This window comes from Stenotrophomonas sp. GQ19 (assembly GCF_059758695.1).
This window is the reverse complement of sequence record NZ_JCAXES010000003.1, coordinates 199809-225302: the sequence shown is the minus strand read 5'-3', so window position 1 is coordinate 225302 and position 25494 is coordinate 199809. Positions and strand designations below refer to the sequence as shown.

General features: G+C 67.8%; 20 protein-coding genes and 1 tRNA gene. 10 read left to right on the top strand and 11 right to left on the bottom strand.

What is annotated here, in order from left to right:
• Positions 1-109: 109 nt before the first annotated feature.
• The gene (locus tag AC6CHL_RS08185; RefSeq protein ID WP_447594827.1) at positions 110-1285 is read right to left on the bottom strand and encodes a YbfB/YjiJ family MFS transporter; all 1176 of its coding nucleotides are present in this window, start codon (positions 1283-1285) and stop codon (positions 110-112) included.
• A 73-nt stretch (positions 1286-1358) separates the two neighbouring features.
• On the opposite strand from AC6CHL_RS08185, the gene AC6CHL_RS08180 reads away from it, so the two are divergent.
• Complete coding sequence (locus AC6CHL_RS08180; RefSeq protein WP_498294106.1) at positions 1359-2171, top strand: AraC family transcriptional regulator; 813 nt, start codon at positions 1359-1361, stop codon at positions 2169-2171.
• A gap of 46 nt (positions 2172-2217) precedes the next feature.
• The gene (locus tag AC6CHL_RS08175) at positions 2218-2949 is read left to right on the top strand and encodes a hypothetical protein (protein WP_498294105.1); all 732 of its coding nucleotides are present in this window, start codon (positions 2218-2220) and stop codon (positions 2947-2949) included.
• A 25-nt stretch (positions 2950-2974) separates the two neighbouring features.
• On the opposite strand, the gene AC6CHL_RS08170 is transcribed toward AC6CHL_RS08175, so the two are convergent.
• Positions 2975-3370 carry a hypothetical protein gene (locus tag AC6CHL_RS08170; protein ID WP_313245761.1) on the bottom strand — a complete coding sequence of 132 codons (396 nt, stop codon included), beginning with the start codon at positions 3368-3370 and terminating at the stop codon, positions 2975-2977.
• Positions 3371-3587: 217 nt separating this feature from the next.
• Here AC6CHL_RS08170 and curA point away from each other — a divergent pair, with 217 nt between their 5' ends.
• Together curA and AC6CHL_RS08160 are read left to right on the top strand one after the other, a co-directional pair.
• Positions 3588-4610 carry an NADPH-dependent curcumin/dihydrocurcumin reductase gene (curA, locus tag AC6CHL_RS08165; protein WP_498294104.1) on the top strand — a complete coding sequence of 341 codons (1023 nt, stop codon included), beginning with the start codon at positions 3588-3590 and terminating at the stop codon, positions 4608-4610.
• Between the two features lie 136 nt (positions 4611-4746).
• Entirely contained in the window at positions 4747-4911 is a 165-nt protein-coding gene (locus AC6CHL_RS08160; RefSeq protein WP_181393970.1) for a hypothetical protein, read from the top strand.
• Between the two features lie 48 nt (positions 4912-4959).
• On the opposite strand, the gene AC6CHL_RS08155 is transcribed toward AC6CHL_RS08160, so the two are convergent.
• The 3 genes from AC6CHL_RS08155 to AC6CHL_RS08145 all read right to left on the bottom strand — a co-directional run bounded on the left by AC6CHL_RS08155 (position 4960) and on the right by AC6CHL_RS08145 (position 7257).
• The gene (locus AC6CHL_RS08155) at positions 4960-5580 is read right to left on the bottom strand and encodes a hypothetical protein (protein ID WP_498294103.1); all 621 of its coding nucleotides are present in this window, start codon (positions 5578-5580) and stop codon (positions 4960-4962) included.
• 116 nt (positions 5581-5696) lie between these two features.
• On the bottom strand, positions 5697-6971 hold the full coding sequence (locus tag AC6CHL_RS08150; protein ID WP_498294102.1) for an N-acetylmuramoyl-L-alanine amidase: 1275 nt from the start codon (positions 6969-6971) through the stop codon (positions 5697-5699).
• Between the two features lie 4 nt (positions 6972-6975).
• The gene (locus tag AC6CHL_RS08145) at positions 6976-7257 is read right to left on the bottom strand and encodes a hypothetical protein (RefSeq protein WP_159497330.1); all 282 of its coding nucleotides are present in this window, start codon (positions 7255-7257) and stop codon (positions 6976-6978) included.
• A 49-nt stretch (positions 7258-7306) separates the two neighbouring features.
• Here AC6CHL_RS08145 and AC6CHL_RS08140 point away from each other — a divergent pair, with 49 nt between their 5' ends.
• Complete coding sequence (locus AC6CHL_RS08140) at positions 7307-8077, top strand: hypothetical protein (RefSeq protein WP_498294101.1); 771 nt, start codon at positions 7307-7309, stop codon at positions 8075-8077.
• Position 8078: 1 nt separating this feature from the next.
• On the opposite strand, the gene AC6CHL_RS08135 is transcribed toward AC6CHL_RS08140, so the two are convergent.
• Positions 8079-8154, bottom strand: a tRNA-Ala gene (locus tag AC6CHL_RS08135).
• 371 nt (positions 8155-8525) lie between these two features.
• Between AC6CHL_RS08135 and AC6CHL_RS08130 the strand changes: the two genes are divergently transcribed.
• The 3 genes from AC6CHL_RS08130 to AC6CHL_RS08120 all read left to right on the top strand — a co-directional run bounded on the left by AC6CHL_RS08130 (position 8526) and on the right by AC6CHL_RS08120 (position 14988).
• Positions 8526-11075, top strand: coding sequence for a Cache 3/Cache 2 fusion domain-containing protein (locus AC6CHL_RS08130; protein WP_498294100.1), 2550 nt, complete (start codon positions 8526-8528; stop codon positions 11073-11075).
• 289 nt (positions 11076-11364) lie between these two features.
• A complete protein-coding gene (locus AC6CHL_RS08125; protein WP_498294099.1) occupies positions 11365-13692 on the top strand; it encodes a TonB-dependent receptor in 2328 nt (775 codons plus the stop codon).
• A 162-nt stretch (positions 13693-13854) separates the two neighbouring features.
• Positions 13855-14988, top strand: coding sequence for a hypothetical protein (locus AC6CHL_RS08120; RefSeq protein ID WP_498294098.1), 1134 nt, complete (start codon positions 13855-13857; stop codon positions 14986-14988).
• A gap of 45 nt (positions 14989-15033) precedes the next feature.
• On the opposite strand, the gene AC6CHL_RS08115 is transcribed toward AC6CHL_RS08120, so the two are convergent.
• From AC6CHL_RS08115 to rnd, 3 genes are all read right to left on the bottom strand, one after another.
• Positions 15034-17100 carry a DUF4034 domain-containing protein gene (locus AC6CHL_RS08115; RefSeq protein WP_498294097.1) on the bottom strand — a complete coding sequence of 689 codons (2067 nt, stop codon included), beginning with the start codon at positions 17098-17100 and terminating at the stop codon, positions 15034-15036.
• Between the two features lie 131 nt (positions 17101-17231).
• On the bottom strand, positions 17232-18407 hold the full coding sequence (locus tag AC6CHL_RS08110) for a serine hydrolase domain-containing protein (protein ID WP_498294096.1): 1176 nt from the start codon (positions 18405-18407) through the stop codon (positions 17232-17234).
• A 318-nt stretch (positions 18408-18725) separates the two neighbouring features.
• Positions 18726-19805, bottom strand: coding sequence for a ribonuclease D (rnd, locus tag AC6CHL_RS08105; RefSeq protein WP_038687365.1), 1080 nt, complete (start codon positions 19803-19805; stop codon positions 18726-18728).
• 163 nt (positions 19806-19968) lie between these two features.
• On the opposite strand from rnd, the gene AC6CHL_RS08100 reads away from it, so the two are divergent.
• Positions 19969-21840 (top strand): formylglycine-generating enzyme family protein, encoded by a 1872-nt coding sequence (locus tag AC6CHL_RS08100; RefSeq protein WP_498294095.1) that lies wholly within the window; start codon positions 19969-19971, stop codon positions 21838-21840.
• A gap of 103 nt (positions 21841-21943) precedes the next feature.
• Positions 21944-22846: a M48 family metallopeptidase gene (locus AC6CHL_RS08095; protein ID WP_038687367.1), complete on the top strand. Its 903-nt coding sequence runs from the start codon at positions 21944-21946 to the stop codon at positions 22844-22846.
• A gap of 168 nt (positions 22847-23014) precedes the next feature.
• Here AC6CHL_RS08095 and xseA read toward each other — a convergent pair whose 3' ends face one another.
• The gene (gene xseA, locus AC6CHL_RS08090) at positions 23015-24343 is read right to left on the bottom strand and encodes an exodeoxyribonuclease VII large subunit (protein WP_141059279.1); all 1329 of its coding nucleotides are present in this window, start codon (positions 24341-24343) and stop codon (positions 23015-23017) included.
• A gap of 45 nt (positions 24344-24388) precedes the next feature.
• A complete protein-coding gene (queG, locus tag AC6CHL_RS08085; protein WP_137189971.1) occupies positions 24389-25477 on the bottom strand; it encodes a tRNA epoxyqueuosine(34) reductase QueG in 1089 nt (362 codons plus the stop codon).
• Positions 25478-25494: the final 17 nt, after the last annotated feature.

Sequence of the window (25494 nt, the reverse complement as noted above, 5' to 3'; positions counted from 1 at the left end):
CATTTGTTGCCAGGCCTCGCGCGAAGGCCTGCAAGTGCTTGATCCGGCGTGCCCGTGCGCGGTGCCGTGCGCATGAACATCGGTTCAGTCCGCACCTCGCGCGCTGCGCTCAGTGCGTGTCGTCGGGCATGCACCACAGCAGCACGATGCCGATGGCCATGATCACCGCGGCCAGCAGCAACGATGCCTGGTAGGAGCCACTGTCGCGGGCGAGGGTGCCGGCCAGTGCCGGGGCCAGGATCTGCGCCACGCCGTAACTCAACGTCAGGTTGGCCATCGCCTTGGCGGGGTTGCGTGGGTAATGGCGGCCGACCACGGTGAGGGTGAGGCTGACGATGCCGGCGAAGGTGAGGCCGAACAGCACGGCGCTGCCCAGCCCGGCCAGCAGCCCGTCATCCAGCAGCGGCAACACGAAGGAGACCGCCTGCAGCGCGAAAGCCAGCATCAGCGCACGGATCAGGCCCAGCCGCGCCGCCAGCCGGTCCCAGCCGAAGGTGGAGGGCACGGCGGCCAGCCCGACCAGCACCCAAACCGCGCTGCCATGGCCGTCAAACACGGCGGTCTGTTCCAGGATGGCCACGATGAAGGTGGCGCTGACCACGAAGCCGAAGCCGGCGCAGAAGTAGGCGGCGACCAGCAGGTAGCGCCAGCGCCGGCCGGGCGGGGTGGGCGCGGTGCCCGTGGCCTGGGCAGATGCCGCCGCCGGCGCAGGCATCCACGCCCAGGCCGGCACCAGGAACAGCACCCCCAGGGCGGCCAGCCAGATCCATTGGCCGCTGGAGCTGGCATGCCCGGCCAGCGCAGCGGTGGCCATACCGGACACCGCGATGCCCAGCCCCAGCCCGGCAAAATGCAGGCCCAACCGCGGGCGCAGGCCCTGTGCCAGCAGCCAGTTCAGCACCAGTCCCGAGGCCAGCAGCAGCCCGGCCGTGCTGGACAGGCCCGCCACGAAGCGCAGCAGGCTCCATAGCCAGGGCGTAGTGGTGAGCCCCATCAGCCCGGTGGCCAGCACGGCCAGCACCAGGCCCACCCGGTAGAAGTGGAACTTCTGCCGCATGTCGCCCACCCGCGCCACCAGCAGCGTGCCCAGCAGGTAGCCCAGGTAGTTGAAGGTGGCCAGCCAGCCGCCTTGGGCAGCGCTGAGCCCGGCGTCCACCCGCATCAGCGGCAGCAACGGGGTGTAGGCGAAGCGGGCCAGACCTACGGTAAGCACCAGCGCGCAGATGCCGGCGCCGATGACCTGCCAGGGGCGGCGTGCGGGCGCAGCAGAGGGGAGGACGGGCATGGCGGCAGGCAGCAGGGGGTTGGCCCATCCTCAGCGCACGGGGCCTGACTGTCTTTCGATAGAATGACCCATCATGTCGACCAAGCGACAATCCCGGCCGTCCACGCAGGTGCCGCCCTGGCGCGAAGTCCCGGTACCGGCGCTGCGGCAGCTGCCGTGGCCGGTGGTGGCGCGCAGCCAGCAGCTGGCCGCCGGCGAGCGTTTTCCACCACACGCGCATCCCTGGAACCAGCTGGTGTTCGCCACCGACGGTGTGCTGCAGGTTAGTGCCGCGCACGCGCGCCATGTGATCACCCCGCAGCAGGCGCTGTGGGTGCCCACCGGCATGCTGCACCACACCGGCGCCCTGGGCGCGGCGGCCTTCCGCAACCTCTATGTGGCCGACGACGCGGCGCTGGGCATGCCCGACCATTGCGTGGTGCTGGAGGTGTCGGCATTGCTGCGCGAACTGATCGTGGAACTGGACCGCACCACCGCCGACCACGATCCTGACTACTACCTCACGCTGTGCCGCCTGATCTCCACCCAGCTGCGCCGCCAGCCGCGCCACACGCTGCACCTGCCGTGGCCGCAGGATGCGCGCCTGCAGCGCTGGTGCCAGTCCCTGCACGACCACCCCGGCGACGAGCGCGACATGGCGTACTGGGCCAACCGGCTGGGTGCATCGACGCGCACGCTGGCGCGGCACTTCGAGCGTGAGACCGGCATGACCCTGCGCGCGTGGCGTACGCGGCTGCGCCTGCTGCGTGCGATCGAATGGCTGGCGCAGGGGCGTTCACCCACCGTGATCGCGCACGAGCTGGGCTATGCATCGGCGTCCGCGTTCAACTACATGTTCCGGGTGGAAATGGGGATCAGCCCGTTGCAGTGGCGGCGAACACGCTGACCGTCGCACACTGTCGGGCTACCCCTGCACACGCTGGAGCACGGCAATGCCCGATTGGAACGCACTGGACGATGCCTACGGCAGCGCCGACACCGTGGGCGCGATGCTGGAGGACCTGGATGCGGGCACGGGCGAGGTGGACTGGGATGTGCTGTGGTCACACCTGTGCCACCAGTCCACGGTGTACTCGGCCAGCCTGCAGGCGCTTCCGTATCTGCTGCGTGCCGCGCTGAACGCGGTGCCGGCGCAGCGGATCGAGCCGTTGGTGCTGGCGGGCGCCATCGTCAGCCATGCCGACAGCGCGCCGGTGCAGGTGCCGGGCCATCCGCAGCTACTGCCGCTGCTGCAGGACTGCACCGCGCAGACCCTGCGCGAGGTTGCCCAGGACGACCTGCCCGACGCGTCGTTCCTGCACCTGCTGCAGGCCCACCTGGCGTTCGGTGGGGAACGGGTCTGGTCGCGCGCGTTGGCCGGCGTGCTGGAAGGCGAACTGTCGGGCGTGTGCCCGGCCTGCCAGGCCGATCTGTACATCGTCATCGACCCGCCGCAGGCCTTCGTCACGCACGAGGAGTGGATCGGGGGCGGGGCGGTGCGCACGGCGGTGATCGAAGCGGGGGCCGGTGATCCGGCCGCCGAGTCGGAGCGCTGGCTGCTGGAGATGGCACGCGCGCACCGCGACGGATTCGTCGACACGCTACGGTTGCTGTTCGGCAGCTCACGCTGTACACAATGCGAGGCACCGTTCGAGCTGCGTGAGGCGGTAGGGTTGAACGGCTGAGCCCGGTTTCGGGCACGCGCGTCGGCTACTTCGCCAGCGGGCAGGCCAGGCTGACCAGCCGATCACCCTCGAAGCGCGCTTCGATGATGCCGTCGCCTTCCTTGAACGCCTGCCAGTGCGCCAGTGCCGGTGCGCCGGGCAGCGGGTTGCCCAGGTGGAAGTACACCTTGCCGCGGGAGTCGCCGGGCCGGACGTGTGCGCAACCGATCACCGGCGTGGCCATCTCCCCGCAGTCACCCTGCAGCAGGCACAGCCGCGTATGGCACAGGCCACTGCCCGACCAATGGCCCTGCGCGGCCAGGCAGCCCGGCTCGGTGGCCAGCACCACCCACAGCCCCAGACCAAGCGCGGTGGTGGCCGACATCAACAGCAGCAGATAGCGCGCGGCGTTGGCGCGAACGTGGTGGGCGAGGGCGATCATCGCGCCATGATGCGCCACGCGGCGTCCCGGTGGCCACGGCAGGCTGGCACGGGGCGGCCAGTGGAATGCTGTTGTCGCATCGGTACTGCCGATGCAGGTGGGGCAGGGGCTGGCGGTGCCGCGCGGCCAGCGCACGGATGGAACGCTGTTTTACCCCCACCCCAGGCACCTCGCCAGCGACTACCGTGAGCACACACTGTCATGGAGTTGCCCATCGATGAACGACCTTACCAACACCCGCGTGGTCCTGGCCTCGCGGCCGCAGGGCGAACCGGTTGCCGCCAACTTCCGCCTGGAGCAGGTCGCCGTGCCGACGCCGGGTCCGGGCCAGGTGCTGCTGCGCAACCGCTGGCTGTCGCTGGATCCGTACATGCGCGGTCGCATGGAAGAGGGCCCCTCGTATGCCGCGCCGGTGGCTGTAGATGCGGTGATGGAGGGGCGCACGGTGTCCGAGGTGATTGCCTCCAACCATCCCGGCATTGCCGTCGGCGAGCGGGTCGTGGCCACGGGCAACTGGCAGACCCACGCGGTGGTGGACGGTGACAGCATCACCCGCACACTGGGCGACACCGGCTTGCCGGTCAGTACCGCACTGGGTGTGTATGGCATGCCCGGCTTTACCGCGTATGCCGGCCTGCAGGAGATCGGCAGGCTGCAGCCCGGCGAGACGCTGGTGGTGGCCGCCGCCAGCGGCCCGGTCGGCGCCACGGTGGGGCAGATCGCCAAGCTGCAGGGCGCGCGCACGGTGGGCATTGCCGGTGGCGAGCAGAAGCGCCGCTATCTGGAAACGCTGGGGTTCGACGTGGCCCTGGACCATCGTGCCGACGACTTTGCTGCCCGCCTGCAAGCAGCGGTTCCCAACGGCATCGACGTGTACTTCGAGAATGTCGGCGGCCACGTCTTCGAGGCCGTGGTGCCGCTGCTCAACGACTTCGCGCGCATTCCGGTGTGCGGCACCATTGCCACCTACAACGCACGCGGCGCGGTGCTGCCCGGGCCGGACCGGCTGCCGGGCTTCATGAGCCAGGTGCTGCGCCAGCGGCTCACCGTGCGCGGCTTCATCCAGTCCGATTTCAACGCGCTGTTCCCGGCGTTCCTGGCGGACATGGCGCGGTGGCTGCAGGAGGGCAAGGTGCAGTACCGCGAAGACATCGTCGAGGGTCTGGCGCAGGCACCGGAGGCATTCTTCGGCCTGCTCAAGGGGCGCAACTTCGGCAAGCTGGTGGTCAAGCTGGACTGAGCGGTGCGGTGTGGGGGCAGGTGCGTTCGAGCGCAGCGGCGTTGCCATGGCCCACACGGGTCCGTGACCGGCGCATCACCCCGCGCTGGCTAGCCTGGCAGCTATCCCCGTGACACGGCCACAGCGAGTACCCAGCATGACCAGCAACGACAAGCAGCAGGGCCAGCAGGAAGGCACCAAGGAAGCCCAGCAGGACCGCAAGCAGGACGAAGTGGCCAAACAGCGCCCGGGCCAGACCGACCAGGCCATCCATGACGCGGAAACCCGGCGCCCGGAGCGCAAGGACCAGGGCGACGATTGACGGGTTTGCGGACGGGCTGCAACGCCCAGTGACCCGCGGCTGCGAAGGTCACTGGGCGGGAACCGGGACAATCCGCGCGCCAAATATCTCCGAAGTGACGTAGTGCAGCAGCTCGACCTGGCCGTCGGTGACGCCTGTGATATGGAATGGACGAGAGAGTGTGTCGTCGACCTGGATGGGGGTCATGGTGTTGGTGGAGATGGTGTACAGGTAAATCAGTGTGTCCCGGGGAGGAAGCGACTCCACCTCGGCTGCCGTCAGGCCTTCGGTGTCCAGCGAAGGGAGGTCGGCCTGCCCGATGAGGTGGTTGTTGTCTAGAATCTTCCACTCGAAGTCTGTGGCGTCTTCGGGGGCCTCCGGATGCGTTGGCGGCCTAGCCATATCAACCAGCGACCCTGCAGACACAACCGAGTATCCAGAGTTGCCCACCCCCACAAGGAACCAGCCTTCGTCAGGGCTGATCTGCAAGCTCTGGATGCTTGCTCTTGGCGCGGATGACCTGACTACCTCACCATCTACGTTGACGATTCGTGCTTGTGCAGATCCGGTCGCGAGGAGTCTGAATAGTTTCGACTTCTGGACGGGCCGCGAGGTCTCACGGAGCTTCTCAGGCTGCAGTGTGTAGGGGACAGCAAGCTGCTTCGAGCGCGCTTCGGAAGGCGGTGCCATGTCGATCGACCTTTCTACAGTTGCTGCTACGGCAAACGACTGCAGGGTGCAGGCTATAAGAACTGCAGGGATCAGGCTGAGGCACCGCAGTGCGTGACTGGGTGGGGACGGCACTTTCATTGGTTACACCTCAGATCTTCAAGTAGTGCAACTGCGATGGCGTCGCATATGTCTTGCCGGACCTGCTCGTAGCCACTGTTGATGCTAAGGAGTTCATCTACGGCTTGGTGGTCGATGAACTCTACTTCCAGCAGTACAGCGCGAAGCGGATGATAAGTAACGGTGTTTCCAAGCTCAGGGTCACTCAGAACCGCAAGCTGCCTCTCTGACTTTACTCCGCGATTTCTTGCACCCGCGTCATGGGTGAGGATGGCTCCGTAGGTCGCATCGTTGATTCTTTCGGCTAGTGCGGTGTCTTCGGCAAAATTGACGTTGTCGTTCCGGGGGCGGATCAGCGTTTCTGTCCCTCTTGCGATCCCATTTGCTCCGTTGAAGTGGATGCTGAGTAGTATGTCGGCGCCGGTTTCTCGGCCTACATTGGCGCGGGCTATCCCGGCTTTGCTTTCGTCGTCAGACCTCGTTAAATGAATTCGAACATTCCGGTTTTCATTAGTACGTAGCGCACGCAGTGCGCTCTTTGTGCGTAGTCCAAAATCCAGGGTCAGCTGCTTCTCAAGGACACCGCTGGTATGCGATGTTGCGTTGTTGGCCGAAGAGCCAGGTTTGTTCTGTGTACCCCCATGCCCCGGGTCAATCACAATAATCCCCGGAACTTCCAGATCAATCACATCCACCGCAGCCGCCGACCCTTCAAGTTGCACACTGATGCGAGCGGCATTGAATGCGACCGGTGCCAGGTTGATGCGGATTGCCGTATGCCCGGTCTCATCCACCGTAGTCGTGGCGTATTCCTGACTGAGCCGGGTGAATCCCACCGCGCTCAGTTCATCCGGCGCAGTAAAGCGGTCACGCTGTTCGGCAACGGCATGCGCCCAACTCCCTCGGAACACCGGATCAAGGGCGGGTTGACCTTCCTCGCCCGGCGGCACGAATAGCGGCGCCATGGACCATGTCACTGTCTTGCCCTGATGGTGGTTGTCCGGGCGGCCCTCGCTCCAGACACGGATCTTCAGCTCGCGATGGGCAATGCGGTTGGTATGCGGGGCCACCTTGACCATCGGGTGTTTGTACGGGATGGCATGGGGCTCGGTCGAGCCCTCTACGGGGCGCTCATCTTCATCCAGGATCTGCGGGGCCAGCGCAACAGGATCCAGATGGAGGACGTCGCGCGGCCTGTCGATCCGCACCTCCTTGCGCACCTTGTTGGAGACCGGTGACGTCGAAGAACTGGCGATAGTGCGATACAGGATGCGTGCGGCAGTGATGACCATGACGTCAGCTCTCCTGCAATTGCAGCGATAGCGCTTGGGCGGCGGCGGAGTTCACGACATGCGTGAGGCCGAGCCTATCGGTAACGCCAGACAGAACGTTTCCATCTTCAAGCAGGATGCGATAGGCAATATTGGGTAACGGCTCGCCGGTTGTCTTGTCCTTCAGAACGAAGGCTTCATCGAACAGAGCTGCCCGGTTGTCCGGCAGCGATGCAAGCTGCGCGGGCAGCCGTTCGCCGGCCAGAAACGGATGCTGGCTGGCCTTGATGATGAAGTTTCCCGGCATGACGTAGTTCCTTTACTTGCGATGCGCTGTGCGTGGAGTCTTGTCTGCCATGACGCTGATTATTGCGGCCGATGTGCAAGACCATCTGATCCTTGCCGGGGATCATTGCGCCGTGCTGTCACGGGGGTCAAATGCGACAGAACACGTGATTATTCGCAATTATCAGAAAATCTATTCCTGGAAGTACGGGGCTATTGCGGGCTCCGGCGACGTCGTGCTGATGGTGGTTTTCCTGCGCCTGTTTCTGCTCCATGAGCGCCAGAATGCGCGTGTGGATGTGCTGCAGATCGCCAGCGAGGCAAAGGCCGCGCGTATTCACGCAGGTAGTCCGCCTGGTGAGTGTGTAGGGAACATCTTCTTTACATTGCCCGCATCTGATGGGTTCCAGATGCATGGCGTGTACATCGGCGAGCACAGGATCCGGTTGGAAACCGTCGACCCGATCAGTACGTGCTTCTCGATGCAGGAACAGCGATCACCGGACCGGACCGCATGCAACGCGTTCAACGGCCGCTTGAAACCGGCGCTGTTCTTCAGCGACACCCGCGCGTTCGATACGCACCATCTTGACCTTCTGCGCCGCTTCTTCGAGTGCCAAAGCGCGATGGATGATCGCGTGACCTGCTCCTTCGACGTTATGTTTCTCGACAAGCGCACCGGCATCGGCAGGTTCTGGACGGCACCAGACGGGATGGGGCTGCGGGTCTCACTCGGGGGTGAACTGGAGTCTGCCGGTGAGGGGCCGGCGCCCAACGAAAAAGGCCGAAATCCCTGCTGTTCAGGTATTCCGGCCTTTCGAATGCCCTGTCGGGCTGAATAAGTGGTGGAGCCAAGGAGGATCGAACTCCTGACCTCGTCGATGCGAACGACGCGCTCTCCCAGCTGAGCTATGGCCCCACGGATGGTGCAGACCGCGTGGGCGTTGCCTCGCGATGCACCTAGTCTAGCGCCGTGAATGGGCCGCTGCCAAGGGGCGGCGGCGCTGGCAGGTGCACAGCGCAACGCGGGCGGAGGGCGGAGGCGAGGCGGTCTTGGCCTACGGCGCCTTCAGTCCGCGCGCGGCGCTCCGTTCTCGGCCGCCACTCCCGTTTCTGAACGCAGCTCGGGGTTTGTGAAGACTTGTCACGATCCAATACAAGTAAAAACAATGACTTGGCGTTTTGCCCTAGTACGAAAGGACTAGCCCGGAAAAGGTAAAGAGGACCAAAAAGGGTGCCGATAAGAAGTGTGACGAACATCCCACACTTTTTCCCTTCCGAGTACCAACGATGACGACCCGTGCCGCCACCGTTTTCTCCTCCTCCATCGGCGCGCGCCTAGCGCTGCTGATGGGCCTGATCACTGCCGTTGCCTTCGTCCTGCTGGCGGCGCTGATCTACCGCCAGGTTGCCCACAGCTACGAACAGCGCGTGCAGGCCGGCCTGCAGTCGTCCACTGCATTGATGCGTGATTCGGTCGAGCTGTACGACCGCAGCCTCAGTGACAGCACCGAACGCATGGCCGGCACCTTCCGCGCGCTGTTGCCTGATGGCGAGGCCAGCCTGGATGCCGCCGCGCCGGTCACCGTGGGCGAGCGCCAGGTGCCGACGCTGCGCCTGGGCACGCAGACGATCAACCTGCAGGAATCGGCGGTGGACCGCTTCGCCGCCGCCACCGGAGGCGTGGCCACCGTGTTCGTGCGCGAAGGCGACGACTTCGTGCGCGTGTCCACGTCGCTGCGCAATGCCGAGGGCGCCCGCGCGCTGGGCACCGCGCTGGACCACGCCAACCCAGCCTACGCCTCGCTGTTGAAAGGCGGGCGTTACACCGGCCCTGCGCGGTTGTTCGGGGTGGACTACATGACCCACTACACGCCGATCACCAACGCGGCCGGCGAGGTGGTGGGGATCGCGTTCGTGGGGCAGAACTACTCCGACGGCCTGGCCGCATTGAAGGCGCGCCTGCGCACCGCGCAGCTGGGCAAGCAGGGCCATTTCCTGGCCGTGGATACCCGGCCCGGCGAGCGCTTCGGCAGCCTGATCGCCGCACCGTCGGCCGAGGGCGAGCTGTTGGCCACGCAGGTGGACGCGGCGGACCTGCCCGCGCTGGAGGCGCTGCTGGCGGGCCAGGCCGAGCAGGCCACGCTGCACCTGCGCACCGCGGCCGATGGCCCGGCGCAGGCCTATTTCGTGTCGGTCCAGGCATATGGCCCCTGGAAGTGGGCGGTACTGGGGCTGGAGCCGGTGTCGGTGCTGCAGAGCGTGCTGCACAGGCTGATGCTGCACATCGCGCTGGTCGCCGGGTTCGGGCTGTTGGCGGTGATCGTGGCGCTGCTGGTGGTGGTGCGGCGCATGCTGAGCGTGCCGCTGGCGCAGGCCGGGCAGGTGGCGCGCGATGTGGCCGCCGGTCGCCTGGACCGGACCATCGTGGTCCAGCGCCAGGACGAGGTGGGCCAGCTGATGGGCGCGCTGGCGCAGATGCAGGGCAAGCTGCGCGAGATCATCGATGCGCAGAACGACATGAGCCAGCGCCATGCCGACGGCGCGATCAGCCACCGCATCGATGCCGGCCGCTTCGAGGGCGAGTTCGGCACGATGGTGAGCGGCACCAATGCCCTGGTCGATGCCCACATCAGCACCAAGATGCGCATGGTCGCGCTGGTTCGGGCCTACGCCGACGGCGACCTGTCCGAGGCGATGGAAGCGCTGCCCGGCGAGAAGGCGCGCATCACCGAGGCGGTCAACGGGGTGCGCGGTCGCCTGCAGGCGATCAACGGCGAGATCAAGCGGCTGGTCGCGGCGGCGGCGGACGGCGATTTCAGCGTGCGCGGCGACGCCGATGCCTACCAGCACGACTTCCGCGTGATGGTCGAGGGCCTCAATACCCTGATGGTCACCGCCGACCACAACCTGGCGGCGCTGTCCGGACTGCTGCGCGCGCTGGCCGACGGTGACCTGCGCGGGCGCATCGAGGGCGAGTTCCAGGGCGTGTTCGCCACCATGCGCGATGACGCCAATGCGACCGTGGCGCAGCTGACCGCCATCGTCGGTGACATCCAGCAGGCCGCGGTGTCGGTGTCCACGGCCTCGGCGGAGATCGCCGCCGGCAACGAAGACCTGTCGCGGCGCACCGAACAGCAGGCGGCCAGCCTGGAGGAATCGGCCGCGTCGCTGGAGGAGCTGACCGCGGCAGTGAAGCAGAACGCCGACCATGCCCGCCGAGCCGACCGGCTGGCCGCCGAGGCCGCCGAGGTGGCGGCGCAGGGCGGTGCCGCCGTGGCGCAGGTGGTGCAGACCATGGCCGGCATCGAGGGGGCGTCGGTGCGTATCGCCGACATCACCACGGTTATCGACGGAATCGCGTTCCAGACCAACATCCTGGCGTTGAACGCGGCGGTGGAAGCGGCGAGGGCCGGCGAAGAAGGGCGCGGGTTTGCCGTGGTCGCCTCCGAAGTGCGCGCGCTGGCGCAGCGTTCGGCCCAGGCCGCACGCGAGATCAAGGGGCTGATCGAGGCCTCCAGCACCCAGGTGGCCGAGGGCAGCCAGCTGGCCCACCAGGCCGGGCAGACGCTGCAGCGGGTGGTGGCGTCGGTGGGTGAACTGGGCGGGCTGATCGAGGAAATCGCCAGCGCCAGCCAGGAACAGGCCGCCGGCATCGAGCAGGTCAACCAGGGCATCGTGCAGATGGACGGGGTCACCCAGCAGAACGCGGCGCTGGTGGAAGAAGCGTCGGCAGCGGCCCGGGCGTTGAACGCGCAATCGGCCGACCTGCAGCACACGGTGGGCCGTTTCCGACTGGCCGCCCCGGCGGCCGCCGTGCGCCGTCCGGCCGCGGCCTGAGCCTGCCTGGCGGCGCGCGCAGCCCCGGCCGCGCGCGCCGCTGACCAGATCCGGCACAGCGTCAAGCCTACCGGCCACTGCGCCGAGCGGGCATAATCCGCGCCAGAATTCCCGGCGGCTCAGCCAGCAGACCAGGGTAGGGGATGGACGGCCGTCCCCCGCATCGCCCTGCAACCAGCCTGCAACATCCACGCAATACCGTGCCCCATCGCTGTGAAGACAGCGGTGCCGATGTTGTTCATCCGCGTGTACCCCACGCCACCCGATCTGTACTCCCCGAGACCCCTGCATGCCTGCCTTCCGCACCACCTCCGCGCCGCTGTCGTCCCGTCATTCCACCGCGCTGCCGCGCCGCCATGCACTGGCGCTGGCCTGCGCCACCGCCTCGCTGTTCGGCCTGGCCGGCACCGCGATGGCACAGGACGCGTCGCCGACCTCGCTGGACACCATCACCGTCAACGCCGACCACCGCGAGCGCAACCTGCAGGAAGTGCCGGTGTCGGTGGGCGTGGTGCAGGGCGAGCAGATCCGCGACTACACCGCCGGCGGTGATGACACCCTGCTGGCGCTGTCGGGCAAGGTGCCCAGCTTCTACGCTGAAACCACCACCGGGCGCATCTTCCCGCGCTTCTACATCCGTGGCCTGGGCAACATCGACTTCTACCTGGGTGCCTCGCAGCCGGTCTCGATCATCCAGGACGACGTGGTGCTGGAGCACGTGGTGCTGAAGTCCAACCCGGTCTATGACGTGGACCAGATCGAAGTGCTGCGCGGCCCGCAGGGCACGCTGTTCGGCCGCAACACCACCGCCGGCATCGTCAAGTTCGACACCATCAAGCCCAGCCAGGAGTCCAGCGGTCGCGTGCAGGCCAGCTACGGCAGCTTCGGCAGCGTGGCCATCGACGGCGGCGTGGGCGGTGCGATCAACGACATGGCCTCGTTCCGCGTCTCGGCGCTGTACCAGCACCGCGATGACTACGTCGACAACACCTACACCGGCCCCAGCGCCGATGGCACCGTGGCCCCGCGCAAGAATGCGATGGGCGGCTTCGACGACCGCAACGTGCGCGCCCAGCTGCTGCTGCAGCCGACCGACAACTTCTCGCTGCTGGCCTCGGCCCACGCGCGCGACTACGACGGCACCTCGACCCTGTTCCTGCGTGGCGCGATCACCAAGGGCTCCAACAAGACCGACGTGGCGCGTGACCGCGTGGCCTACGACGAAGCCGACAACAACCCGCAGTCCTACAAGACCTACGGCGGTTCGGTGAAGGCCGTCTACGATTTCGGCGACCTGTCGCTGACCTCGATCACCGCCTACGAAACCACCTCCGGCTACAGCCGCGGCGACACCGACGGTGGCGCGGCGGTGAACTACCCGGTCAACGGCCTGCCGAACGGCTATGGCCAGTCGATGGGCCAGATCCGCGACCTGGACCAGTGGACCCAGGAAGTGCGCCTGGCCAATGGCGATGACAACCGCCTGAAGTGGCAGGTGGGCGCGTTCTACTTCGACGGCCGCGACACCACCGATTTCTACCAGCGCGCCTGGTTCCTGCAGGGCAACGCGCGCAACCCGAACAACTGGGTGCGCCTGCGCAACGTCAACACCTCCTGGGCCGGCTTCGGCCAGGTCAGCTATGACGTGACCGACAAGTTCACCCTGACCGCCGGCCTGCGCCAGACCCGCGACGAGAAGCACACCCGCCTGCTCAAGACCGCCGACACCGCCGCCGGCGTGGTGACCTACAAGGGTCGCACCGACGTGGAAATGGCCGACACCACCCCGAGCTGGGACGTGAGCGCGATGTACGCGTTCAACCCGCAGTTCAGCGTGTATGCGCGCGTGGCCCGTGGCTTCCGTGGCCCGACCATCCAGGGCCGTTCGGCGGTGTTCAACGCCGACTTCACCACCGCCGATTCGGAAACCATCCTGTCCTGGGAAGCGGGCATCAAGAGCAGCCTGTGGGACAACCGCCTGCGCGTGAACGCGGCCGCGTTCACCTACGTGGTCAACGACATCCAGCTCAACGGCAACGACTCGGACGGCAACGGCGTGCTGTTCAACGCCGACACGGCCAAGGCCTACGGCCTGGAAGCGGACATGCAGCTGCGCCCGATTCCGAACCTGAGCCTGAGCGCCGGCGTGAGCCTGCTGCACAGCGAGATTCAGGACGACCGCGTGTATGCCCAGGTCTGCGCCCTGAACGGCGCGGTGGTGTGCACCGTGAACGACCCGACCATCAAGGTCGGTGCGAACACGTTTGCCCAGATCAACGGCAACCCGCTGCCGAACGCGCCGAAGTACAACATCAACCTGGCCGCGCGTTACGACGTGCCGGTCAACGACAGCGATGTGTTCTTCGTGTCCACCGACTGGAACAAGCAGGGCTACACCAGCTTCGTGCTGTACGACTCGGCCGAGTTCAACTCCAAGGGCAGCTTCGAAGGCGGCCTGAAGCTGGGCTATTCGGGCAACTACGGCGCGTGGGAAGTGGCCCTGTTCGCGCGCAACATGACCAATGAGAAGAACCTCAAGGGTGTGATCGAGAACTACATGGCGGCGGTGTACAACGAACCGCGCACCGTGGGCGTTTCGCTCAACATGAACTGGTAAGGTCGGCTGCATCGGCGGCGCGTTCGCGCGCTGCCGACGCTGCCGCTGAGGTAATCCCACAACGCCCTGCCCATGCAGGGCGTTGTGCGTTGCGTGCTATGGTCCCCGGCCCGCATCGGACGCGCGGTTGCCCCGATGCCCCACGTTGAAAGGATCTTGACGATGCTCCGGCAGCTTTACACGACCTACGCCGATCCTGCCGCGGCCAGGACGCTGGTGGCCACCTGCAAGGCCGCAGTGGTGCAGTGGCGCTGGGCGACCGAGTCGATGGCCTTCGCCACGCCGTTCCTGCAGGAGAAGCAGGGCGGGCCCAAGGCGCGGTGGGTCATCGATGACAAGGCGGACCCCGCCAGGCACGTATGCCATGGCTTCGATGCGCAGGGGCGGGTAGTGATTGAATGCGGAACGCGCGGCACGATCACGGCGTGGCTGCATGCACCCGGCGTGCGCCATAGTCTGTCGTTTGACGACGGTGACATCGCATCAGGCTGGGAATGGCGCGAGCACGACGGCAAGCTGCAGGGGCTGGACCTGATCACCGACGATCGCGGTTTCAACGAGACCTACCATTGGGAGGGCGACCAGCTGCAGCGCGTGGTGATCGAGAACTGGTCCAAGCGCGAGGGTACCTGGTGGTGCCAGAACGTCTACACCTACAACGACGCCGGCCAGCTCGACAGGATCGTGCTGGAGTATCTGGATGCCAAGGGGCGCCGCAACGGCAAAAGCCGGTTGGAGTACCAGCGCCCGCGTCCGGGCGAAACCCTGGCCACGGTGACCGCCGAGGTGGAGCGGTTGCTGATCGAGGCGATCAGCGCGCAGCTGCCACGCATTCCCGCCGGCGAACCGCTGTACTGCCTGCTGCTGTGTTTCACCGCCGAGGACACCACCGCGGCCTGGCCGCCGTTCCTGGTGTGGGGCCGGCAGCCGTATCGGCAGGCGGTGCTGGACCGTGGCGATGACGAAGCGCGGTACTACCTGTGGGCGCCCGACGAGATCCGTGAGGTGCAGGGCGATAGCGAGCAGCATTGGTTTACCGAGCCGGCACTGACCGAGGCCTGCCAACGCCACAGCCAGTACATGGAGCTGCGCCAAAGCACTGCGTCGGCCACGCGCGTGCTCAAGAACGTGGCGGCGTGGCTGGATGCCCACGAGCGCCGCGCCCTGCTCACCACCACCGACGACTTCGTGGTGGCGGTGGCCGACAACAGCGGCAACATCGATCCGTTGCCGGGCCTGCGCAAGGCGATCGGCCCGGAACGCTGGGCCGTGCTGAAAGCGCGCGGCTGCGTCTGATTCCTCGCGTCCAAGTAGAGCCGACCGTTGGTCGGCTTCCCCGGTTCAGACCGGCTGGATGTCGTGCCGGTCTGGCACGGCATGCTGGCCGAAGGTGAGCTGCCAGCTGCGCAGGTCCACCTTCTCGCGGTCGCGGGCCTGTTGGCGCGTGGCCCGGCTGGCGCCAAACAGCTTGCCCTGGCCGTCGATCAACGGGCGCATGCGCAGCACGTCGGCGTTGTCCGGCTCGGCTTCCGCGGCGCGCTCAAGCCATACCTTGGCCAGGAAGGCGTTGGCAGGCACGCCGTTGCCGAAGTGGAAGACATCGGCCAGGAAGCCGGCCGCCCACGCCTGGGTCGCGCTGTCGCCGCGCCACCACAGCGGCCCGAGCAGATCGAACACCGCTTCCTGCTTGTCGGCGTCATCCTCGCCCTGGTACAGCAGCACCGCCAGATTCTTGTGGGCCGGCCGCCATACCCGGTCGTGGGGCGCGGCTTCATCCACGCAGCGGCGGTAGAGCGCGCGCGACTGCTGCTGGAGGGCCGGCTCGGGATTCTGCTCGAAGGCCTGGCCCAGCTGCCACGCGCGGTTGTAGATCACCACCAGGTCGCCGGCGGCGATCGCACGCTCGGTCCACGCACTTTCCTGCGCCGTATCGATGAAGGCGGGGAAGTCCTGGCCGCCCACACGCCCCCGGTACAGGTCCACCAGCGTCGCCATCGACCGGGGATCCCCGGCCGCGCCCAGGTCCAGCAGCATCTGCAGGCCCGCCGGGGCGGACACCGCGCAGAACAGGTTGGCCGCTACCGTGGACAGGTCGACGTCTTCTTCGCGGGCCATCGCCAGCGCCCCGCGCAGATGCCGGGTGGCCAGCGCGGCGTCGACACTGAAGCCGAACAGGCCGGATTGGCGGCCCGCGGCGAGCCACGCCAGCGCATGCGCGCTGTCGGTCCAGTCTTCGACGCTGGCCAGCACCTGTGCGAACAGCGTGTCGGCGCCATCGACGTGCGCAAACAGCGCGCAGGCTTCCAGCACGGTCAAGCCTTCTTCGATCACGCAGGCCGGGTCCAGCGCGAAGGCTTCGGCCAGGCAGTCATGCGCATGCGCCATCCGCACCGGGTCCCAGTGCACGTGATTTTCCTGCGGTTCGTCGCGGCCCAGGTGGTAGTCCAGCATCGCCCACCAGCACAGCACCAGGGCCCGCGTCGATGCATCCAGGTGCAGGTCGAGCAGGGCGGCGTAGGCCTGGTCGTACTGGGCCACGTCGTCGGCATTGTCGGCGTCCGGCTGGAACCCGAGCCAGTCGCGTTCCTTCAACACGCGCAGGCGGTTGCGCTGCGGCAGCATCAACCGGGCGGCGTCGGCGCCGTCGATGAAGTGCTGCATCAGCGCATGACTGCCGCCCCAGCGCGGGTACAGGTAGTACAGGTAGGTTTCCAGCGCGTCGGTGTCGTTGGCACGGATCGCCAGGGCCTGCTGCAGCCAGTAATCGGCGGCGTACTCGAACGCTTCTTCGCTGCGCCCGGCCAGCAGCGGCGGCAGGGCGGGCAGGGCTTCCAACGGGCAGCCATACGGCGCCAACAACGCCACGGCGGCCGCAAATCCATCCGGATCCTGGTACTGCTGCGCGTTGTACAGATCGGCACGGCCACCGCGCTGCAGCTGCTGCAGCCAGCGCGGTTCGCCCAGGTAGCACGACATGCGCAGCATCCGGCCCAGCACGAAGGCCGGGCGCGGGTGCCGTGCAATGGTGTGCAGCCACGCAGCCAGTGCGTGGTCGCGGGCCAGGCCCGCCGCATCCCATTGCACCTGGCGGATGGTTTCGATGGTTTCGCTGGAACGGATGCGCCCGCAGGCGCGATCCCACAGTGCACCCAGCACGGCCCAGGGGTGTGGGCTGTGCGGCTGTTGCGCACACCACTGCCGCGCCTGCTCAAGCCGCGTGGGCAGGTCCTGCGCAGGATCAAGCAGGGTAGCCAGCAGCCAACCGTATCCGAAGCGCGAGGTGCTGCCGTCGAGCCACTGCTGTTCCATCTCGCCCAGCAGCCGGTCGACGTCATCGAAGCGGTGCTGGTGCAGGGCATCGCGCGCGTTGCGGCGAAGGGCCAGCGCGTCGTGGGGGGAATGCGCCATGGGGAACAGCGTCCTTGCAGAGAATCGGACGCGCATTCTAGGCAATCTTCTGCCTGCCGTGACTGTCTGCAGTGACTGCCTTCCGTGATACGGGCAACGACGCCCTGTGCATACAGGGCGTCGTGCGTGGACTACTTCGCGGACGGGGTGGCGGCAGGCGCCAGTTCGGCGAACAGGCCGCCAAGCAGGACCATGCTGGCCTTGTCGGCGCCCATGTCCTCGGCGGCGTTGGCAATGGCGATCACGCCGTTGTTCTGCCCGGGGAACAGCACCACCCAGGCCAGCCAGTTGCCATCCGAACCGCCATGCACCAGCACCGGTCCCTGGCGGCCGGCGATGGATGGCTGTACGCCCCAATCCAGCCCGGACGGACTGCCCGGCTGCGCGGTCTGCATCAGCGCATACGACGCCGGGGTCAGCAGCTTGCCCTGGCCGCGGCTACCGGCCAGCTGGTCGATGGCAAACAGCGCCAGGTCCTGCAGGCGCATGTGCAGGTTGCCTGCCGCGGTATAAATCGGCGGTACGCCATCGTCGGCTTTGGCCGGTGCACGGGTTACCGGCGCGCCGGCGCGGTGGCCCAGCAGCTGCCCGGTCGGCGGTGTGCCGAAGCCGGCCCCGGTCATGCCCAGGGGTTGGAACACTTCGCGCTGGATCAGCGTTTCCACCGGCGCGCCGGCCGCCCGTTCGGCGATCACCGCCGCGACCAGGAAGCCGCTGTTGCTGTAGGCGAATTCGGTGCCCGGCGGATGCACCGGTGCTTCGGACAGGGCGGCCTTAATGTAGGCCTCGCGTTGCACCGGCAGGGCGCGGGTGTCGGTGAAGAACGCATCCAGCGCGGCGCCGTCGGTGAGGTTCTCCGGCAGACCGGCGCGGTGCGACAGCAATTGCACCAGCGTGACATCGCGGTAGGCCGGCTGCATCTGCGTGGCCAGGTCGGGCAGCATCGCCGACAACGGTGCATCCCACTTCAGCACGCCCTGTTCGACAAGCCGCGCGATCATCGCCACGGTGATCGGCTTGCCGGTGGAGCCGATCATCCAGGCATCGTTGCTGGTTGCGGCGGTCTTGGCGTCGTTGCGACGCACGCCGCTGACCGCCTGTTCGGTGACCTTGCCGTCGCGGATCACCAGCACGCCCATGGCAGGGGTGGCGGTGCCCTGCATCGCCTGCGCGATGCGTGTCTGCAGGTCGTCGACGGCGCTGGCGCTGGCGGCAACGCACAGCAATGACAGGCCCAGCCACCGGCGCAGGCCGCGCACGGTACGGTGGGAGGAAGCTGCGGTCCGTCGGGCGGTGATCGTATGCATGGAAGTCCTTTGCGCAGCAGCGTGGGCAGAACCTGCGCCACTGGCGCGGCCCGCGGGATGCGACGTCCACCGGCACCCTGCACAGGCGTGGCAGGCGGCGTGCAATTCACTCTTGCATGCTGTTCAGGCCGCTGTATGTGCCTGCGGTCATGGCGGCAGGCACCGCTTCGCGATCGTGTTGGCGTACGTACAGGATCGCGACAGGTCTATCGCGGGGGGGGCGTGCAGCGCGTTGCGCAGCCTTGGCGCGAGGTGCCACGCGATGCAGCCTGCTGCATCGCGTCTTCCATCGCCGCGCATTGCGCGCGGCGTGCGGGTTCAGACCGTCGGCAACAGCGGTGCCAGCACCGGCTCCAGCTGCTGGCGCCGCCAGCCGGCCAGTGCGTTCGGCCACTGCCGGCTTTCCAGGTAGCTTTCCAGATGCTTGCGCGAGGCCAGCACGCCGTCGGGCAAGCCCAGTTCGGCGGTGCGTGCGCTGACCGCATCCTGCAGCCGCTTCAGGGCCTGCTTGTTGCTGTCGGTGCCGGGCAAGGCGAGCGGTGCGTCGGCTTCGTCGTCGAGCGGGGTGGTCAACGCCTCCCAGACCGGGGTGAGCAGCTTGCGCGGGGCTTTCGGGAAGCCTTCCATCAGCTTGTCCAGCGCGGCTACGTCGGCCGGCGGGGTGCGCGCGAGCAGGGCGGCCAGTTCGTTGTCCAGGATCCAGCTGCGCGGCTTGTCGCTGATGCGCGCCTGCACATCGCGCCAGCGCAGCAGGCGCAGCAGGCGCATCTGTGCCGCGGCGTCCATGAACTGCGCCGAGCGCATCGCCACGTGCGGCCAGCGTTCTTCGTCGTGCTCGACGCTGGCCAGCAGGCGTTCGGCATCGTCCTGCAGCCACTGCCGGCGGTCCAGCTCGCCGAGTTTGGCGTCGATCGCATCGTGGATCGCGAACAGGTACTCCACGTCATCGGCGGCGTACTCCAGCTGCGCCTCCGACAGCGGTCGGCGCATCCAGTCCGAGCGCGTCTCGCCCTTGGCCAGGGTCACCCCGGTGATCGCATTGACCAGCTTCTGGTAGCCCATGCCGCCGCCGATCCCGGCCAGCGCCGCGCCGATCTGGGTATCGAACAACGGTCGCGGCAGCACACCGCAGGCAACCTTGAAGGTCACCAGGTCTTCGCTGGCGCTGTGCATGATCTTCAGGATGCTGGTATCGCCCAGCCACGTAGCCAGGGCCTCGTTCATGCCGGGAATCAGCGGGTCGATCAGCAGGATCTCCTCGCCAACGGCCATCTGCACCAGGGCCAGCTGCGGCCAGTAGGTGCGTTCGCGGATGAATTCGGTGTCCAGCCCGATGCGGGTGGGGCGCTGGCGGTAGCGCTCGTCCAGTTCCGCCGGGGTTTTGATCCAATAAGCCACGTGGGTTCCGTCTACTGCAGGGGTGCACAGGGGGAGCAGGATAACGCGCCGTGGTCGGCCTGCGCGCCGGTATCATGAACCTGTCACCGCGTGGCGGCAGGCGTGGCTTGCCTCACCCGGTCGGATTCAGCAATGCTCGTGCCTGGCTGCAAGGAACCTGATTGTGCGCACTTCTGTCCTTCCCGCGTCGCTGTTGGCCGGTGTGCTGGTCGCCCTGGCCGCATGCTCGGCCGATGCACCGTCGCCGCCCGCGGCGGTGGCCAAGCCGGCTGCGCGTGCCCAGCCGGCCGCTGCGGTGCCGGCTGCGCGGGTGACGATCGGGGGCGAGGACGCGGCCGAGACCGTGCAGCGCTGGCAGCCGCCCGTGGTGGAGATTGCCGACGACGGCGTTGCGGCGGCGCGGCGCCAGGCCGCGCAGGCCTTCGAGCAGGGCCGGCTGTACGAGAATGCGCAGGCGGCGGTTCCGCTCTGGCTGGCGCTGCTGCAGCGTGATCCCAAGGACCGCCAGGCCGTGGCCGGGCTGAAACGCGCACGCCAGCAGCTGCTGGAGGATGCCGACGCGTTGCTGGTCCGGCCGCTCAAGCAGCGCGAGGCCGTGGCGCAGGCCAGCGACATGGCCCTGGTGCTGCTGACCATCGCCCCCGACGACCCGCGCGTTCGCCAACTGCAGTCACGGGTGGAAATGGCGCAGCGGGTGATCGCCTACAACCGTGCCGGCGAAGAGGATCTGCGTGCCGGCCGGATCGGGGAAGACGGCGACGGCGCCATCCCCAATTTCCGTGAGGCGCTGGCGCTCAATCCCGACGACGCCCGCGCCCGCCAGGGGCTGGCCGCCGCCGAGAGCGGTTTGATCGGCCGTGCGGAAACCGCCGCGCGTGCCAGCGATTTCGCCACGGCGGGAACCTGGTTGGCCGAGGCGGCCAAGGTGCGCGATTCGTCGATCACCATCGCCGATGCGTTCGAGCGCATCGAGCGCATCCGTGCCGATACCCTGACCCGCCTGCGTGACGAAGGCCTGCGCGACCTGGCCACGCCACAGGGGCTGAAGGCGGCGCGCGAGAAGCTTGAAGACGCGCTGCGCATGGCCTTGCCCGGCGACCCCGTGGTGGGGCAGCTGCGCGAACGCATCGAGCTGGTCACCCACTACGGTAGTTTCCGGCCGCGCCAGGTGTTCAGCGACGCGTTGCGCGATGGAGGCCGTGGCCCGCAGATGATCGTGGTGCCGCATGGCGGTTTCCAGATGGGCGCCGGGGACACCGAGCTGGGGGCCAGCGACGCGGAGAAACCCTCGCATTACGTGCGTTTCGAGCGCGGGTTCGCGCTGTCGATCACCGAGGTCACCGTCGCCGATTTCCGCCGCTACGTGCAGGCCAGCAACGCCCGTCCGCGCGCGACGCGGCGTGGCCACTCGATCGTGTACGACGAACGCAGCGGCAACTTCGTGCGGCACAGTGGCGTGGACTGGCAATCGGATTACAACGGCGCCCCGGCGCTGGCCAATTCGCCGGTGATGCACGTCAGCGTGCGCGACGCCGAGCACTACGCGATCTGGCTGTCCGAACAGACCGGGCGCTCGTACCGGCTGCCCAGCGAGGCCGAGTTCGAATACGTGCTGCGCGCCGGCAGCAGTGGCCGCTACCCGTGGGGCGATGCGGGTACGCCGCCCGCGCGTTCGGGCAACTTCACCGGTGCCGAGGACGTCTCGCCGTCGGGTCGGCGCTGGTACAACGCGTTCGTCGGCTATGGCGACGGCTGGTGGGGCCCGGCGCCGGTGGCCAGCTTCGAGCCCAATGCCTGGGGCGTGCACGATGTGGCCGGCAATCTCAGCGAGTGGGTGGCCGATTGCTGGCATGCCAGCTACCGGCGCGCACCGGCCGATGGCGCGGCGTGGTTCAACCCGGGCTGCCGGCAGCGGGTGATCCGCGGCGGCAACTGGGCCAACGCCCCCGAGCAGACCCGCGCGGCCTGGCGGCAGTCGCAGGACTCGGACACCACCAGCGCTCGGATCGGGTTCCGCCTGGTGCGCGGTATCTGACCGGCGACGGCATCGACCCGGCACTCACGTCAAATCCCGCCGCAGCCACTAAGATGTCGCCGTGCCGGCCAGGGTGGCGTCGGTCCAGCGAGGAACCTGCACCATGCGCAACGATCCATTCGGCGGCCAGCAACAGGGCCGCGCCCGGCGTCCCGGCCTGTTCGGCAACATCCGCTGGTGGGTGCTGCTGGCCTTCGCCGGTTATGCCGCCTTCTACTGGTTTTCCAACCGGGCGGTGGACCCTTACACCGGTGAGAGCGTGCTCATCGACAGCGCGCTGGACGCCAACCAGGAAAAAGCCCTCGGGCTGCAGGCCTACCAGGAGATCCTGGCGCAGGAACGGCCGGTGGATCCCAACGCACAGGTATCGCGCGACGTGCGCGCCATCGCCCAGCGCCTGATTGCCAAGGTGGACGTGGTGGAAACCGCGTTGGCTGAAGAGCACGGGCTGAAGCCGGCGCATTTCTCGCGCGACTTCGAGTGGGAAGTCAACGTGATCCAGTCCGAGCAGGCCAATGCGTTCTGCCTGCCCGGCGGCAAGATGGCGGTGTACACCGGGCTGATTCCGGTGGCACGCACGGTGGATGCGATGGCCGTGGTGATGGGCCACGAAATCGCCCACGCCCTGCTGCGCCATGGTGCCCAGCGCATGGCCCAGCAGAAGCTGACCCAGATCGGGCAGATGGCCGGCGCCGCCAGCGGCATGGACCCGCAGCAGCAACAGATGATGATGTCGGCGATGGGCTACGGCTACCTGCTGCCGTATGCGCGCAGCCACGAAACCCAGGCCGATGAAGTGGGCCTGATGCTCGCCGCCGCCGCCTGCTTCGATCCGCGTGAGGCGGTGCCGCTGTGGGAACGCATGGGCCAGGCCAGTGGCGGCCAGGCGCCGCCGGAGTTTTCCTCGACGCACCCCAATCCGGGCACCCGCATCCAGAACCTGCAGGCGTTGATGCCCAAGGCGATGGAATACCGGCAGAAGTTCTGCGAAAGCGCGGGCGGGTGAGGGCGCGGTAACCGGCGGACCGGATGATCAAGCGACCGGTAACGTAGCGCCGGGCTCTGCCCGGCGTCTTTCAGCTCGTCGTTGTCGTGCAGCCGGGCAGAGCCCGGCTCTACGGGCGTGCGGTCGGCGATCTGCAGCCGGGCAGAGCCCGGCTCTACGGGGCGTCGGTTATTTCACTACGACTGCGATGGCGCCGTCCTGCACGCGTGCCGTCAGGGTGTCGCCGGGGCGCACCTGCAGCGGCGAGCGCACCAGGCTGCCGTCTTCGTCGCGGGTGAGGATGCTGTAGCCGCGTGCCACCGTGGCCAGCGGGCTCACTGCTTCCATCGAACGTGCCAGGCCGCGCAGGTGCAGCTGGTCGCGCTGCAGCTGGCGCCCGATGGCGGCGTCGGCGCGTGGCATCAACCGGTGCAGCCGCTCGCGCAGCGCATCCAGGCGACGCTGCGGGTGGCCGTTGCGCAGCACCACGGCGGCATGCCGCAGCTGCGCCTGCCGGCGTTCTTGCTGCTGCCGCCATACCGCGTCCAGGCGCCGGCCCAGATCCTGCTGGCGCCGCTGCAGCAATTGCAGGCGGGCCTGCGGACCTTGGGCATTCAAGCGCAGCAGGGCGCGGTCGGCGCGCTGCATGGCTTGGCCCAGGCCGTGGCGCTGCAGCTGCACCATGCGCGCGGCCAGCCGGCGCACCTGCAACTGCAGGTCGCGCTGGTCGGGCACCAGCAGTTCGGCGGCCACCGATGGCGTGGGCGCGCGCAGGTCGGCGGCGAAGTCGGCCAGGCTGAAGTCGGTTTCGTGGCCCACCGCAGACACCACCGGGGTGCTGCTGGCCGCAATCGCGCGGGCCAGGTGCTCGTCGTTGAAGGCCCACAGGTCTTCCAGCGAGCCACCGCCGCGGGTCAGCAGGATCACGTCGTAGCGGCCGCTGGCATCGGCCGCGCGCAGCAGCGCGGTGATCTGCGCGGCGGCGCTGTCGCCCTGCACCAGGCTGGGCAGCAGGTCCACTTCCAGTAGCGGGTAGCGGCGTTCAAGCACGCTGAGCACGTCGCGTACCGCCGCGCCGGTGGGCGAGGTGATCACCGCCAGCCGGCGGACATGCGCCGGCATCGGCCGCTTGCGCTCGGCGGCGAACAGGCCCTCGGCCTCCAGCCGCGCCTTGAGCTGCTCATAGGCGCGGCGCAGTGCGCCTTCACCGGCTTCTTCCATGTGGTCCAGCACCAGCTGGTACTCGCCACGGGCTTCGTACAGCGTCAACCGGCCACGGGCGAGCACGCGCATGCCATCGCGCGGCACGAATTTCAGCCACTGGCTCTTGGGCTTGAACAACGCCGCGCGGATCTGTGCACGTGCGTCCTTCAGGGTGAAGTACATGTGCCCCGATGCCGGGCGGGTCACGCTGCCCAGCTCGGCTTCCACCCATATCAGCGGGAAGGCGCCTTCCAGCAGGTCGCGGGCCAGGATGTTGAGCTGGCTGGGCGTGAGGATCTGCGCGCTGCGGTCCATGGACAGGTCAAACGGTACGAACGGGCGCCCATGGTCGCACAAGCGTCATGCGCCCGGGTTCCGCGCGGCGTGCTGCTGCAGGGCCCAGGCCACGTGTTCGCGCACGATCGGCGAGGCATGCGCGCGGCGCGCGTCCAGCGCCGCCAGCGTCTGCGCACTGGTGGGCGCATTGCCCAGCGCCACGGCGATGTTGCGCAACCAGCGCTCGTGGCCGCTGCGCCGGATCGGGCTGCCTTCGGTGCGGCGCAGGAATTCGTCTTCCTCCCAGGCGAACAGCTGCGCCAGCGAGGCGGTATCCAGGTCGTTGCGGGCGCGGAAGTCCGGCTCGTCGGTGCGCCGCGCGAATTTGTTCCAGGGGCACACCAGCTGGCAGTCGTCACAGCCGTAGATGCGGTTGCCCATCAATGGCCGCATGTCTTCGGGAATGGCGCCGTCGTGTTCGATGGTCAGGTAGGAAATGCACCGCCGCGCATCCAGCCGCTGCGGGCCGATGATGGCCTGGGTGGGGCACACATCGATGCAGCGCGTGCAGGTGCCGCAGTGCGCGGTGGCCGGCGTGTCCACCGGCAGGGGCAGGTCGATGTAGATCTCGCCCAGGAAGAACCAGGAGCCGCCTTGCTTGTCGATCAGGCAGGTGTGCTTGCCGATCCAGCCCAGCCCGGCATTGCGCGCCAGGGCGCGCTCCAGCACCGGCGCCGAATCGACGAACACCCGGTAGCCGAACGCGCCGATCTCGGCGGCGATCGCATCGGCGAACTTCTGCAGGCGGTTGCGCATGAGCTTGTGGTAATCGCGGCCCAGCGCGTACCGGGCCACGTAGGCGCGGTCGCCGTCGTGCAGGGTGTCCCACGCCTGCGCGTCGTCCTTGTGGCCGTAGTCCATGCCCACCGAGATCACCCGCACGGTGCCGGGCAGCAGCTCGGCCGGGCGCGCGCGCATCGTGCCGTGCCGGGCCATCCAGTCCATGGTGCCGTACAGGCCCTTGCCCAGCCAGTCGGCCAGGTGCGCTTCGTCCTCGCCCAGCTCGATGCCGGACACGCCGCAGCGCTGGAAGCCATGCGCGCGCGCGATCTCGCGCACGCGCTCGGTGGCGCGGGCCAGGTTGACGGGGGCGGGGAGGGGCACAGCAGACATGGGGGGAAGTATAGAAT

What these genes read in the sequence shown, in the direction of transcription:
- AC6CHL_RS08185 (WP_447594827.1), bottom strand. Translation starts at nt 1,285, where the DNA reads ATGCCCGTCCTCCCCTCTGCTGCGCCCGCACGCCGCCCCTGGCAGGTC.
- AC6CHL_RS08180 (WP_498294106.1), top strand. Translation starts at nt 1,359, where the DNA reads ATGTCGACCAAGCGACAATCCCGGCCGTCCACGCAGGTGCCGCCCTGG.
- AC6CHL_RS08175 (WP_498294105.1), top strand. Translation starts at nt 2,218, where the DNA reads ATGCCCGATTGGAACGCACTGGACGATGCCTACGGCAGCGCCGACACC.
- AC6CHL_RS08170 (WP_313245761.1), bottom strand. Translation starts at nt 3,370, where the DNA reads ATGATCGCCCTCGCCCACCACGTTCGCGCCAACGCCGCGCGCTATCTG.
- curA (WP_498294104.1), top strand. Translation starts at nt 3,588, where the DNA reads ATGAACGACCTTACCAACACCCGCGTGGTCCTGGCCTCGCGGCCGCAG.
- AC6CHL_RS08160 (WP_181393970.1), top strand. Translation starts at nt 4,747, where the DNA reads ATGACCAGCAACGACAAGCAGCAGGGCCAGCAGGAAGGCACCAAGGAA.
- AC6CHL_RS08155 (WP_498294103.1), bottom strand. Translation starts at nt 5,580, where the DNA reads ATGGCACCGCCTTCCGAAGCGCGCTCGAAGCAGCTTGCTGTCCCCTAC.
- AC6CHL_RS08150 (WP_498294102.1), bottom strand. Translation starts at nt 6,971, where the DNA reads ATGGTCATCACTGCCGCACGCATCCTGTATCGCACTATCGCCAGTTCT.
- AC6CHL_RS08145 (WP_159497330.1), bottom strand. Translation starts at nt 7,257, where the DNA reads ATGCCGGGAAACTTCATCATCAAGGCCAGCCAGCATCCGTTTCTGGCC.
- AC6CHL_RS08140 (WP_498294101.1), top strand. Translation starts at nt 7,307, where the DNA reads ATGACGCTGATTATTGCGGCCGATGTGCAAGACCATCTGATCCTTGCC.
- AC6CHL_RS08130 (WP_498294100.1), top strand. Translation starts at nt 8,526, where the DNA reads ATGACGACCCGTGCCGCCACCGTTTTCTCCTCCTCCATCGGCGCGCGC.
- AC6CHL_RS08125 (WP_498294099.1), top strand. Translation starts at nt 11,365, where the DNA reads ATGCCTGCCTTCCGCACCACCTCCGCGCCGCTGTCGTCCCGTCATTCC.
- AC6CHL_RS08120 (WP_498294098.1), top strand. Translation starts at nt 13,855, where the DNA reads ATGCTCCGGCAGCTTTACACGACCTACGCCGATCCTGCCGCGGCCAGG.
- AC6CHL_RS08115 (WP_498294097.1), bottom strand. Translation starts at nt 17,100, where the DNA reads ATGGCGCATTCCCCCCACGACGCGCTGGCCCTTCGCCGCAACGCGCGC.
- AC6CHL_RS08110 (WP_498294096.1), bottom strand. Translation starts at nt 18,407, where the DNA reads ATGCATACGATCACCGCCCGACGGACCGCAGCTTCCTCCCACCGTACC.
- AC6CHL_RS08095 (WP_038687367.1), top strand. Translation starts at nt 21,944, where the DNA reads ATGCGCAACGATCCATTCGGCGGCCAGCAACAGGGCCGCGCCCGGCGT.
- xseA (WP_141059279.1), bottom strand. Translation starts at nt 24,343, where the DNA reads ATGGACCGCAGCGCGCAGATCCTCACGCCCAGCCAGCTCAACATCCTG.
- queG (WP_137189971.1), bottom strand. Translation starts at nt 25,477, where the DNA reads ATGTCTGCTGTGCCCCTCCCCGCCCCCGTCAACCTGGCCCGCGCCACC.